A 13,509-nucleotide genomic window follows, 5' to 3' on the forward strand; every position below is an offset into this window, starting at 1 on the left:
CGAACCGATGAAATTAAAAATTCCTCGCTTTATGGCTAACTAAGTCAAACTCAAACCTTTCATTTGGATCGGTTTCGCCATAAATATTAAAAGTCACAGCTGGTTCATCACCCACTGCTTCTACACTGTGAATTGCATCGGGAGTAAAGCTAATAATGTCTCCTGGGAAGAGAGTTATCTCTCCCGTTGCTTCAATTTTGTCCTGAAATTCTGGGCTATTGGTGCGTCGCCAAAAAGTATTTTTTTCCTGGCCTTTTAGCACCGCCACGATTCCCCACGTTCCATGATTATGAATGTTTGAACGGGTTCCCGGTGCAAATGTTACTGTTTGCACTGTCAACGGAAAACCCAATTCATCATATAGGAGTAAAACAGAGCTTCCCGTTTTGGGTGAAGGTTCTAAATTTTGACTTTGCACCCAGTAGGAATTTACCATCAAGCGCCTTACAAGCATCCGAATTTCTGGCAGACAATTGGTTTCATTGTCGCTGCTATTGAGAACATCTTCCACCTCAGTTAAAAACCGATAAAGGCGGTAATTTTCTCTCAATAAATCCCATGCTCTTACAGATTTACAGGCTTGATGCTGACCGTCCTCTGTTAGCAGCCAATCCCTACCTTTCATAACTTTTAAATTGATAGTGGAGAAGATTGGATCACAATGATCGGTGAAACATTAGGAATGTTACCTACAGGAAGTTTAGTAGGTATGTTAATAGGAGGGATGATAGAGTTACTATCAGTACTTGCTCCTAATAAAGAATAGGATTTAGTAGATAACCAGTTGTTCATGATTTCACCTTGACTTTTCATTGCTGACTAATTAATCGTCTTCTTCTGCTGGACGTGTCAAAATATCCAGCAGAATCCCAGAACCAAAATCATTCTTTTCGTCTATCTGTTTGACTCTGGTGCTGATTTCTTTGGCCTGCTCAATTTCTCCTAACTTTGCTAGCACTAATCCAGAAGCAGCATAAGCATTTAAGTACAATCGAATTTGTGGGTCTTCTTTGCGATTGACTAATATCGGCTGAAGTTGCTCCCAGTCATCGGGGAATTGTTCTAGTTCTTTAATTTTATCTAATAATTTGATTGTTGTTTGTAGTGCAAGAGAATAATTATTTTTATAATAGAAAAATCTATATGCTGCTACCAAGACATCTGTATTATCACTAGTCCGATCTAAAGCTTGTTGAATATATTTTTCGGATTCCGATGTGTTTTCCCAGTTTTGTGCAGCTAAAATTAATAGATTTTTGATATCATTTGGAACCTGAAACCATGAGAATTTATTCGTATTAGCTTGCATATTGGGAATGGGGAATGGGGATTGGGGGCTGGACGATACTGTTTGGTTAAGGCAAGAGACGCGATAAATCGCCGTCTTTACAATAATCGGTCTTCCGTTCTAACGGCGATAAATCGCGTCTTTAGGATCTATTATTTTCATCAAGAGTGTTCCAAAAAATAAATGATCCAAAACCCGTCGTTGCGAGCGAAGCGAAGCAATCCCAAGGGCTGCGATTGCTTCGCTTCGCTCGCAACGACAATTGGGCATTTTCTTTCTTGGAGTCCTCCAAATAACCCTAACCGAACCGTATGGGGGTCTGGGAACAAGGGTAATACGCTTAGGTTAAGCATTTCTTTCTTCTCTTTGTGTCCTTCTCTACGAGACGCTACGCGAATGCGTCTTTCTCTACGAGACGCTACGCGAATGCGGTTGTCAAAAAAAAGGACTTTGGGAAAGAGTTTTAGCCTTAACTGAACTGTATTAGGGACAAGGTGAGAACTTACAACCAGTTTTTCCCTTGTCCTCTTCGCCATGCCCAATTTAAAACAAAGTGAGAACGTACACCAAAGTGAATAAGACAATCCAAATAATGTCAACGAAGTGCCAGTAAATCTCTGTCATTTCGATGAAAGTATGATTGGTTGCAGAATATTCACCAGGGAGACGCGATCGCCACAATGCACGTAATATCAATAACAGTCCAATAAAAACGTGCAAACCGTGGAACCCTGTCATGATATAAAAGCAGTTGGCGAAGACGTTGGTAGTCAGTCCGTATCCCAATGTTGAGTACTCATAAACCTGACCAGCCAAGAAAATTGCCCCCATGATTGCAGTAATGGCATACCACAGTTGCATTCCCTTGACGTTATTCTTTTTAATCGCTGTATCACCGAAGTGAATCACGAAACTACTAGATACCAGAATAATGGTGTTAATCGTCGGTACAAGTAGTTCTACTTCACTCCCTTCTGGAGGCCAAACTGGTGTAATACCTCGGAAAAATAGATAAGTGGCAAAAAATCCTCCAAACATCAGAGATTCAGAGGCAAGAAATGTCAACAATCCCCAAACTCTTAAATCTGGATGTTCTTCGTGTCCTGCACTGTGTTCTTCGCTTGTCGTAGCTATGGTCATATTGTTTACCCTCAAAGGTGAAGCGTCGGGCAATTCAATTCTTCACAGTCCTGATTTGTTTGTGGGATGGGTGTCTCACTTGTTTTAAATTAAAGCAGGATGCCCAAGCCCACAAGAGTTATTTTTTATTTGGTAATACCCGACAATGTTAATGCGTTAGCTTGCATCGTGAATGCGTTGACTTGCATCGTGAATGTATTAGCTTGCATTGTGAATGCATTGGCTTGCATTGTGAATGCATTAGCTTGCATTGTGAATGCATTGGCTTGCATTGTGAATGCATTGGCTTGCATTGTGAATGCATTGGCTTGCGAATGCATTGGCTTGCATTAAAAACGCTACGCTTTCGCGCAAAGCTTTACTAAGCACTAACTTCCGGCGTTGCAGATGGCTGTACTTCATTACTATGACCGTGACCGTAGTCATAAGGCCCATGAGTCACAACCGGCAATACTTCCCAGTTTTCAATTGCAGGTGGTGAGCTAGTTGTCCATTCTAAAGTCAAAGCTTGCCAAGGATTATCACCAGCCAAAGGCCCTTTCAACCAACTGTAAATCATGTTGATGGCGAAAGGAATTACCGATATCCCCAAAACAATTGAACCGAAGGTACAAATTTGATTGAGGTCGATAAATTGGGGGTCATACATTGCCACTCTTCGGGGCATTCCTTTCAAACCCAACTCGTGCATGGGTAAAAAGGTTAGATTCGTGCCGATGAAAGTAAGGGCAAAGTGAATGCGTGCCAAGCTTTCATTCAACATTCGTCCGGTCATTTTGGGGAACCAGTGATAAATGCCGGCATAAATGCCAAACACGGAACCGCCAAACAGAACGTAATGGAAGTGTCCGACAACATAATATGTGTCGTGGACGTGAACATCAAAGGGCGCTGTTCCCATCGTCACACCACTTAAGCCGCCCATGACAAACATGGACAACAAGCCAATGGCGAAAAGCATCGCACCTGTGAAGCGGATTTTACCACCCCAAAGGGTAGCAACCCAGGCAAAAATCTTCACGCCCGTGGGAACTGCAACGATAAGAGTGGAGATGGTGAAGAACATCCGCATCCAACCGGGTGTACCACTGGTAAACATGTGGTGTACCCAAACGAACAAACCCACAACGCAGATGGCTACACTAGAATAAGCGATCGCTTTATAACCAAAGATTGGCTTGCGGGAGTGAACTGGAATTACCTCCGACATAATGCCGAAGATAGGCAGAATCATTAAATATACTGCCGGGTGAGAATAAAACCAGAATAAGTGTTGATAAATTACAACGTTACCGCCTGCATCTGGTTTAAAGAAGGATGTACCAAAGTTGAGGTCGAACAACAGCAGAACTAAACCGGCTGCTAATACAGGTGTGGAAAACAACGCTAGCAAGGAGGTTGCCAAGATTGCCCAGCAAAACAAGGGTACTTGATCCCATTTCATGCTCGGAACTTTCATCATCAAAATGGTGATTACGAAGTTCAGCGAACCCAAAATTGAAGAAGTTCCCACCAAAACGATCGCAAGTATCCACATCGTTTGAGCAATTGGCGCTGTCACCAAACTCAAAGGTGGATAAGCTGTCCAACCAGATTGCGAACCACCAAAGATGAAACTACCTAATATAAGCGCACCGGCTGGTGGGTTTAACCAAAAGGCAACTGCATTCAGTTTCGGGAAAGCCATATCCCTAGCACCGACCATCAACGGCACTAAATAGTTACCAAATCCGCCAATAGCGCTAGGGACAATCCACAGGAAGATCATAATCGTCCCGTGATTGGTCATGAAAGCGTTATACAAATTGGGGTCGAGTACGTCTGATTCTGGTGTTGCTAATTCGACCCGCAGAGCGATCGCCATCAGTCCGCCGATGAGATAGAAGACAAACGCCGTCACCAGGTATTGAATACCAATAACCTTGTGGTCAACATTAAATGTAAAATAATCTTGCCATTTCCACGCCTTCGGATGGGAAGCGTGGCCAGCCACCATTTCCGGTTTCTTTCCTTCTGGTGGAGTATTCCGTGGAAATTCTACCTGCGTCATATTTTTGTACCACTATGCGCGACTCTTGTACAGACGCGATTAATCGCGTCTCATGACTACTGACTCTAGAGTTGCTGCACTAATGCCCATATCATGGGTGTGGGGCGCGAGAAACTCTGATGTTGATAAGTCGGCTGGATTAACTGCAACAACTTGATTGAAATTTTGCTGTTGAGCAATCTGGTTTTCTGTCCGCCAGCTATTATATTCTTCCGGTGTGTGGACAATTACCTGTGTCCGCATTGAACCGTGATAACCACCGCACAATTCAGCACAAACTACGGGATATGTACCTGGTTTGGTGGCGACAAATCGTAGTTCGGTAGGGATACCAGGAAGTGCATCTTGCTTCAAGCGGAAGTTTGGAACCCAAAATGAATGAATTACATCTTGTGCTGAAAGGTTGAGTTGAACATCAGCACCGACGGGAATGTGCAATTCCCCAGAGGTAATGCCACTATCAGGGTAATTAAATATCCAGGCGTACTGTATGCCTTTGACATCAACAACTAAATCGGCTGGTTTCCCTAGAGTTTGAGGAGACGCGCCGATACCGATTGTTGGAGCGATCGCTGGAGCAGCTGTTGCTTCAGAGGTATCGCTTAATGTAGCAGCGATCGCGGTTCCTGACTTATGAGCAACATGAGCGGCTGAATGAGGATGACCCGCAGGCTCAAAACCCCCCATTCGGTTAAAAACATCTACACTGTAGATGCCCAAACAGAGGACAATCACTGTTGGAATTGCTGTCCAAAAGATTTCTAAGGGAACGTTACCTTCCACTCGTGCGCCATCGGTATCGTCACCCTTGCGGCGACGAAACTGAATCAAAAAAAGTACAATAGTTCCTTTTACCACTAAGAAGAATGCGATCGCAATGGTAAACATGACGTTGAAAAAACCGTCTACCAAAGGCGCTTGTAGCGATGCCTGCACCGGCATAAGAGTGTGGTTTTGACCGATCCAAATGCTGATTGCTGTAACTACTATCCCAGCAACCAGAGTCCATAGTGAAACAGGAACTTGTTGCATACATGCTACCTGCTTTGTAAACAGTCTTTTATAGGTACTGGGTATTGGGTACTGGGGATTGGGGATTAGGTATTAGGTATTAGAAAAACTATTCTTTGTCTTCCTAGTCCCCAGTCCCCAGTCCCCATTCCCTTTTCCCTTTTCCCTTTTCCCTTTTCACTTATTAACTTTCTAACGTGCAGCCATAAAAAAAGGGGGAAAATTCCAGATTTTTTCCATATCCTTCCCCCAGAAAATTACAAATTATATTTCAACTCCTATGAAAAAGTTAGCCCCCCGCTTTCAAAAAAGCTCGTTGTTCCAAGAGGGCACTGTTGACCTAATATTGATTAGGCTATATTAGCAGCAAGTTTAAATTTGTTAATAGCTGACATTTTGCGATTTACGCATTTGTTTACTGTGAACTATTTCTTAGTTGCAGTAAATACTTAGTATTCCCCTCAAGTTACCTTGCCTAGCGCATTTGCGCTTTTTACAAACAGTGCCTCCTTGAATTAACAACAATTTGGACTAACTCTAAAAACTCTAATTATTTCCTGCAACATGGGTGTAGCAATTTTTCGGACAAATCCGCGAACACGCTTCACAACCAATACAGTTTTCTGGAGAAGTAACTGCCATTACTTTCCGTTCAACTTCTTCATCATCTTCGTCTTCTACAAATTCGCCTTCTTCATTGAGTGCCTTCAAACCTAGCACATTGTACCCGCAGACTTTAACACATCTGCCACAGCCGATACATTTATCTTTGTCAATTTCTTGAGCGAATTTTGGTGTCCAAGTTTTACCGCCAAATGTCAAACCTGTTAGTTGTGCCATTAATAATTCCTTGGCAATTTTGCCTATCAATGTGTTTGTGCATTAATCATCATATTATCCTAATCTTTTATTCTTTTGTATTCAAAATTCACTTTCGCTTGATAAAAAATCGATGACTTTGAACACAATGAGAAATCATTTTTTAAATCAAAAATAAATGCAAATCATTGCCAATAATAATTATGAATGCTTAAGTTTACCTCGTTCCTATGCTCCGCATGGGAACGCATTCATTGAGTCTCTGACTCAATATCTGACTAGAGGCAGCAGCCGCTAATCAGCTATTCCCATGCAAAGTATAGAAAAAAGAGACGCATAAATTACAGGTTTAAAACCTACCCTCGCCAGTAAAGCCTGATGTAAACGCAAGTATATCGATAAAAGTGATGATATTATTTTTCAAATACTTTTAGCTTTAGACAAAGAAATCTAGATAAACAGTATACATATATACAAAAATAAATGTTCATTAATTACATTTTGATATATGCAATATGTATTTTTCAAAGCAACAATTTGCAATTCGATCTGATTCAACTATTTATATAAATGATGACAAAATAAATATTGGTTTTCCATTTAAATCAATATAATGAATTTATGAAGGAAACATAATCAATTTATAAAGCAACTGTAATTTTTATGGCAGAATCTGAACGTGCCTTAAATATTAAAATTATTAATAAATCAGAGGAAGTCCAATCGTGCCAGGGTTAAATATGTTCTCAAAACACTTTATAGTTAAATCTCAAGTCTTCATTAAATACGTAATTAAATGAAGATTAAGATATCTTACTAAGCTTGGTACGAACAAATTAATCATTTTTTTCATGAAATGTATAGTTAATAAATAAGTTTTGTCCGGCTCGGTTTAAAAGCCTTAAATAGCTTCCGATTGGATGCAAAGTCAAAATATGGATGTGGGGAGTGAATATGGTGAGAATAATTTTTTCTCGCCAGAAAGATTATGTGGTAGCGAGTCATGAATAGACAGGACTCATCCAGGGGAGACCTGAGACAGACATCTCAACGATTAGAGTGGGAAAAGAGCCTTATGCCTTATACAATTCCTAACAACAGTTGCGTTGGATGTGACAACTGCCGCCCCCAATGTCCTACGGGTGCAATCAGAATAGAGGACAATGAATATTGGGTTGATCCTGGTCTTTGTAATAATTGCGAAGGCTATTATTCAGAACCACAATGTGTAATAGCTTGTCCAACTAAGTCTCCCATTCCTTGGCAGGCGAAAAAGGGGAGATGCAAAGTTGAACCGAGAGATTCTACCAGTTTAGACTTGTTTTCTAACGGCAAGAATAATCCATTTGCTTCTGCGATCGCAATTTGGGAAGCGTGTAATGTATTGGCACAACGCACATCCCTACATTGGGAAACTGATGAAGACGGCTACATCAGTTACAGCCGACAAGTTAATCAAGGTAAGGGTGCGATCGCTTTTCACATCCAAGATCCATTTAAAGTTAACGACAAAGCTACAGATATAGCAGCAATTGAAGGGCTTGACATTAGAGCCGCTTGCATACATCTAATTTTTGCAGGTTATGCTACAGCTTTAGATCAACCTTGGGAGCAAGAATTTGCGATCGATGAGCGACAAATCGAGAAATATTTGGGGATGGAGAAACGCAAAGATTTGAGTAAAGCTGCCAAGCTAGCTTTAATGAAAAATCTTGTCCAGCAAGCTTGCTCCCTAATTATCTCCATTGACTGGCCCCAGCAAGGTCGAATTAACGGATTTTCTGTTACAAACAGCCGCTTATGGCACTTAGTAGATATTCAGCATCACTTTCAAGAAGATAATCTTGGATGCAAATATCTGATTGGGCTAACTTTTAAAGTCAAAGCAGGTGCATGGGCGCAATATTTCTTAAACAAACAAGCGTGTAAAGAGCGAACCGCATTCTATCAATACGGTAGTCTCCCGAAAACGCTGCTAACCACGGTTATGAGCATTTGGCAGCAACACGAAGGCGCAGTCCGACTAATGATGTGGTTGCTGTTTAAAACCAAAATGGGCAAAGAACAACGCATTACCATTCCAACCTTGCTGCGTATTGCCTACGGTGAAGAAAAAGTCGCCCTTGCGTCCAGACAACGCGAAGAACGCAAACGTCTACTGCGAACCTTTGAAAGCGATTTAGAAATTCTCAATCACTATGGAATGAAGCCACTTTTCGATCCAGTTACATACCCACCAGAAATTCAACCTTTGTGGGCGAAGTTAATCGATCTTCCCGAAGATCCAGATGAAGCATTAGAATTTTGGACTAACGACGGTGGTGCTGAAACTCGCCTCACAGACACAGGCCCCCGTGGTAAATGGAATCTGCTCATGAATGCGCGGATTTTAGCTTTTGAACTCCCACCAGAATGGGAACAGCAAATATCAGAATCAGAAAAAAAGAAAACAAGAACTGCTAAAGCCAAAAGAAAGCCCAAAGCTACAAACGATTTACTGGGCGAACAGATTTTGCAGGCGCGAAAAAATTTGAATCTCTCCCAAAGAGAATTGGCAAAACTCACAGGTAAAAGCCAAAGCTGGATTCGAGATATTGAAAATGGTCGTTTAAAAGCCAAATTAGAAGACCAAATACTGTTACGAAAAGTGCTGAATATTGGTCAATCTTAATTTTGGATTTAGAATTTGGGTTCTAAGCTCGACTTTATCCATTTCTGATTTACTCGACTTTATCCAAAATTAAGAACTTGGTTTTCTTTATCCGGCAAAAACCCTGGCTTTTTGGCAAGTACTTTTTCCACGTCACAGATTATCGATGAAGATCAAAAAGTAAAATGACTGTCCCATATAGGTTTCAGCTTAGGCGTTCGTGCAACGACTCCGCAGGAGTATCCCATTGCGAAAAAATGGATAAAGTCGAGCTAAGAGCGCCACTGCAATACTAATATAAATGCCACAGGCCATTTGCGATCGCGCATGAGCATGAGTAATGCAAGAAAAACCAGACAACGTTTTTGCATCGGTTAGCATTGTTCAACCAGCATAAAACTTTTCTACAACTGATTTTACTTGCGAAAAGCCCTTAATCAAACGCTTGGTATAATTTCTAATTCCAAACTAGCTATAGACAGCCCTTGTAAAACGCTCTGCCAAGTAGATAATGTCTTGTCTACGGGCAATTTGGTTCATCCATTTTTGAGGAATATTTTCCACCCCATAATAAATTCCCGCTAACCCACCGGTGACAGCAGCAGTAGTATCGGTATCTCCGCCTAAGTTGACAGCTTTCAGCACTGCTTCGGAATAAGACGAGCTATTTAATAAGCACCATAGCGATGATTCCAAGGTATCAATCACATAGCCACCAGAATTAATCTCTTCAACTGGTAACTTGCCAATCTCACCACTAAAAATTCTGCCAAAATGCGGCTTCTCTAACAAAAATTCTCGAACAGAATAAATTGTTTGGATATCTTGCAGTGCTTGTAAATAAGCTGTTTGAAGGTCAGCCCCTTCCAAGAGCGCCACTGCAATACTAATATAAATGCCGCAGGCCATTTGCGATCGCGCATGAGCATGGGTAATCGCTGAAACATCATGCACCCGCGCCAGCAATTCTCCTAAAGTTAAGCTTCTATGACAATAAGCCATTGGCAAGATTCTCATCAGCGAACCATTGCCATTACTATTTTCAACCTTACCTCCCGCCTGATGGGGAACAACTCCCTGTTTCAGGCGCATAATTGCTGTGTGGGTAGTTTGACCAATATCAAAGACATCGCCACGGGGAGTCCAGTAAGCCTCCTTGTACCAGCGCCAGAAGGAATTGGCTATGGCATCCAACGAATACCCCCTACAAAGGCATTCTGCCAAGCAAAAGCTTAACGAACTATCATCTGACCAAGTTCCTGGTGGTTGATTCCATGTGCCATAACCCTGCATCGTTGTCACTGGAGATTTTACTCGTTCAGCACGGTTAGTAAACTCCACCGGCACACCCAACGCATCACCGACACATAAACCCATCAAACCAGACAACGTTTTTGCACCGGTTAGCATTATTCAATCTCCACAATAACTGCTCAAAATTAACTTTATAGATTCCCTCTATGGCTTGTTGCAACAGATGCTACAGCCGAGTTTTTCATCCTCTGTGAAAAGCTCGGCAACAAATTGCTAGTCGGGTATTTTATTTGCACTATTCCGATATAGTTTGAGTTCCAAATATTGTGCCAGTTTTAAAAGCGTCTATTTTTGGAACAAAGAATTCAGATGAAAAGACATTGAGTGTAATTATAACAGCTTATTTATTATTCTCGGAGATAGTTAAGCTGTAAGTTTTATACATCAATGGCAACATTCATTTAATAAAATATGGGAAACATTTGGAACATTCTCACCCGATTATCGACTGGGAAGATACAAGTAAAAAATACGAATTTTGGTAAAAACTATGAAACGCTTACTCAAGTCTTTCATCACAATTTCTGCATTGTCTTCCTTAATAGTTGCTCCTTTTGTTCTATCAGCTGGTCAAGCTTCGGCTGAAACCAAAAAGGGTACTGACGCTAGTTATATTGGTGCCGGTGTTGCAGCTGGCGTTACGAGCGGCGGGCAAGGTATCAACAATGCTGCTACATTTGGTGGCAATGTCACAGGCCGCGCAAAATTAGGAAATACGCCATTTTCTGCACGCGGGAATGTTCTTTGGAGTGATAAGACAAGTGCTATCATCCCAGAACTTTCTGTGGATGTGCCTATTGCTAATAGAACTAACGCCTATTTAACTGGTGGTTATTCTTTTGTAGAAAAAGATGGCTCACCAACCCCTATAGGTAACAGAGATTCAGTAGTGGTAGGTGCTGGTGTTGAATCGGAAGTTGCTAACAATTTTCTCGTCTACACTAACGCTAAAGTAGGACTTGGTGCCTACCAAAATAGCGATGCTTCTGCTGTCACCATCAATGGTGGTCTTGGCTATCGCTTCAAATAAAAAATTATTGAGTCCTCAGTCACTCTATACTTTACTTAAGTACTCAGGACTTAGCACTAAAAACTCACTACTCCCAAAGGCTGGTTTTGTTAAGTGTTACATCACTGACAAAGCCGGCTTTTGCCGTGGTAAAATTAAATCATTCCTCATTATTCCGGCCGGATTACCGGGGATCAAGTAGCCGAAGGGTGCTGATTCGGTGTCTACCTAATGCTTTATTGAGAATACTATACAAGTCTAATGGTTAAATCTGCTCCTTCCCCAATCGCTAGCCGTAAGCCTTCCAAAGTAGAAGGAATCAAGGAAAATAGTAATTTTTTGCGTGAACCTGTAGCAACTGAGATTCTTGAAGATACTACCCATTTTACCGAAAATGCGGTGCAGCTTTTGAAGTTTCACGGTTCTTACCAGCAGGATAACCGTGACAACCGCACTAAGGGACAGGAAAAAGATTACCAGTTTATGCTGCGGACAAAAAATCCGGGTGGTTTAGTACCTCCGCAGCTGTATCTGGCTTTAGATAAAATCGCTGATGAGTATGGCAACCACACGTTACGAGCAACTACCCGTCAAGGTTTCCAACTGCACGGTATTTTAAAGAAGAATCTGAAATCAGCAATTTCCACAATTGTCAATAACTTGGGTTCGACTTTGGGAGCTTGCGGTGACATCAACCGCAATGTAATGGCTCCACCAGCCCCCTTTAAGAATCGCCCAGAGTATCAGTATGCTTGGGAGTATGCTCAGAATATTGCTGATTTGTTGTCAGCGCAGACAGGTGCTTATTACGAAATTTGGCTAGATGGGGAAAAAGCAATTAGTGTTGAGGAGAACCCAGAGGTCAAAGCAGCCCGACAGCGCAATGGAAATGGCACAATTATCCATGACAACGAAGAACCGATTTATGGCACTCACTATATGCCTCGCAAGTTCAAAATTTGCGTGACTGTGCCAGGGGATAATTCGGTAGATTTGTATTCCCAAGACCTGACTTTGGTAGTAATTACCAATAAGAAGAAACAATTAGAAGGATTTAATATTTTTGCTGGTGGCGGCTTAGGACGGACACACGGGAAAGAAGAAACTTTCGCTAGGTTAGCAGACCCTATTGGTTATGTAGCGAAAGATGACGTTTACAACGTAGTGAAAGCGATTGTTGCGACCCAGAGAGATTATGGCGATCGCACCGATCGTCGTCACGCCAGATTAAAATATCTCATCAACGATTGGGGTGTAGATAAATTCCGCACCCAAGTTGAAGAATACTTTGGTAAACCAGTCGAAGCCTTCAAACCACTGCCAGAGTTTAAATTTCACGACTTCCTCGGCTGGAATGAACAAGGTGATGGCAAGCTATTCTTAGGAATTTCCATTGACAATGGTCGAGTCAAGGATGAAGGTTCGTTTCAACTGAAAACTGCCTTGCGAGAAATTGTCGAGCAGTTCAACTTACCCATCCGCCTCACATCCAACCAAAACCTGATTTTTTACGATATCGAACCGGATAGCAAGGAAGCGATTCAAGACATTCTCAGCCGTCACGGTGTGGGAGATGACCCCAGTAAAATCGAACCCTTAGTACGGTATGCAATGGCTTGTCCGGCTTTGCCCACTTGCGGCTTGGCAATTACAGAATCAGAACGGGCAATACCAGGTATTTTGGAGCGAATTCGCGCTCTATTAGATAAATTAGGTTTAAAAAAAGAGCATTTTGTGGTAAGGATGACAGGATGTCCTAACGGCTGCGCTCGTCCCTACTTGGCAGAATTGGCTTTTGTCGGTAGCGCTCCAGAATCTTACCAATTATGGTTAGGGGGTTCGCCAAATCAGACTCGACTGGCGCAACCTTACACAGAAAAGCTGCACCATAATGATTTAGAAAGCTTCTTAGAGCCGATTTTTGTTTACTTTAAAAAATCTCGGAAATCGAAGGAAAGCTTTGGTGATTTTTGCGATCGCATTGGTTTTGATACCATCCGCGAATTTAGCGCCACCTATGAACCCCAAGCAGCCAATGGTGCAAATAAATCGCGCCATCGGGTGAATTTGAAAGAAGAGGTTTATAGCAAGCTGAAGGAAGTAGCAGAAAGTCAAGGTAAGCCGATGACTCAGTTAGTGACTGAAGCGTTAGAGGTTTACTTTCAGAATCTTTCCTAAGCCGAAAAATTGAAGATAATTAAACTACAGATAGACACAGATAAATTTAT

Annotated in this window: 11 protein-coding genes; 3 read left to right on the forward strand and 8 right to left on the reverse strand. The window is 41.8% G+C overall.

Annotated features, from left to right (window positions below):
* Window positions 1–13: 13 nt before the first annotated feature.
* The 6 genes from CDG79_RS01875 to fdxB form a co-directional block, all read right to left on the reverse strand.
* Complete coding sequence (locus CDG79_RS01875) at window positions 14–625, reverse strand: cupin (RefSeq protein WP_094340053.1); 612 nt, start codon at window positions 623–625, stop codon at window positions 14–16.
* 198 nt (window positions 626–823) lie between these two features.
* The gene (locus CDG79_RS01885) at window positions 824–1,309 is read right to left on the reverse strand and encodes a hypothetical protein (protein ID WP_094340058.1); all 486 of its coding nucleotides are present in this window, start codon (window positions 1,307–1,309) and stop codon (window positions 824–826) included.
* 522 nt (window positions 1,310–1,831) lie between these two features.
* Window positions 1,832–2,428 carry a cytochrome c oxidase subunit 3 gene (locus tag CDG79_RS01895; RefSeq protein WP_094340064.1) on the reverse strand — a complete coding sequence of 199 codons (597 nt, stop codon included), beginning with the start codon at window positions 2,426–2,428 and terminating at the stop codon, window positions 1,832–1,834.
* Window positions 2,429–2,789: 361 nt separating this feature from the next.
* Window positions 2,790–4,478, reverse strand: coding sequence for a cytochrome c oxidase subunit I (gene ctaD / locus CDG79_RS01905; protein ID WP_094340069.1), 1,689 nt, complete (start codon window positions 4,476–4,478; stop codon window positions 2,790–2,792).
* Between the two features lie 39 nt (window positions 4,479–4,517).
* Window positions 4,518–5,510, reverse strand: coding sequence for a cytochrome c oxidase subunit II (locus CDG79_RS01910; RefSeq protein WP_094340071.1), 993 nt, complete (start codon window positions 5,508–5,510; stop codon window positions 4,518–4,520).
* A 525-nt stretch (window positions 5,511–6,035) separates the two neighbouring features.
* Window positions 6,036–6,329, reverse strand: coding sequence for a ferredoxin III, nif-specific (gene fdxB, locus CDG79_RS01915; RefSeq protein ID WP_094327470.1), 294 nt, complete (start codon window positions 6,327–6,329; stop codon window positions 6,036–6,038).
* A 1,054-nt stretch (window positions 6,330–7,383) separates the two neighbouring features.
* Here fdxB and CDG79_RS01920 point away from each other — a divergent pair.
* The gene (locus CDG79_RS01920) at window positions 7,384–8,979 is read left to right on the forward strand and encodes a helix-turn-helix domain-containing protein (protein ID WP_094340074.1); all 1,596 of its coding nucleotides are present in this window, start codon (window positions 7,384–7,386) and stop codon (window positions 8,977–8,979) included.
* 189 nt (window positions 8,980–9,168) lie between these two features.
* On the opposite strand, the gene CDG79_RS42050 is transcribed toward CDG79_RS01920, so the two are convergent.
* Window positions 9,169–9,339, reverse strand: coding sequence for a hypothetical protein (locus CDG79_RS42050; RefSeq protein ID WP_189524851.1), 171 nt, complete (start codon window positions 9,337–9,339; stop codon window positions 9,169–9,171).
* Window positions 9,340–9,426: 87 nt separating this feature from the next.
* A complete protein-coding gene (locus CDG79_RS01925) occupies window positions 9,427–10,368 on the reverse strand; it encodes an ADP-ribosylglycohydrolase family protein (protein ID WP_094340076.1) in 942 nt (313 codons plus the stop codon).
* 394 nt (window positions 10,369–10,762) lie between these two features.
* Here CDG79_RS01925 and CDG79_RS01930 point away from each other — a divergent pair, with 394 nt between their 5' ends.
* Together CDG79_RS01930 and sir are read left to right on the forward strand one after the other, a co-directional pair.
* Window positions 10,763–11,302: an outer membrane beta-barrel protein gene (locus CDG79_RS01930; protein ID WP_094340078.1), complete on the forward strand. Its 540-nt coding sequence runs from the start codon at window positions 10,763–10,765 to the stop codon at window positions 11,300–11,302.
* Between the two features lie 240 nt (window positions 11,303–11,542).
* Window positions 11,543–13,459 (forward strand): sulfite reductase, ferredoxin dependent, encoded by a 1,917-nt coding sequence (gene sir, locus CDG79_RS01935; protein ID WP_094340079.1) that lies wholly within the window; start codon window positions 11,543–11,545, stop codon window positions 13,457–13,459.
* Window positions 13,460–13,509 lie beyond the last annotated feature (50 nt).

This window comes from Nostoc sp. 'Peltigera membranacea cyanobiont' 232 (assembly GCF_002245985.1).
Classification (GTDB): Bacteria; Cyanobacteriota; Cyanobacteriia; order Cyanobacteriales; family Nostocaceae; genus Nostoc.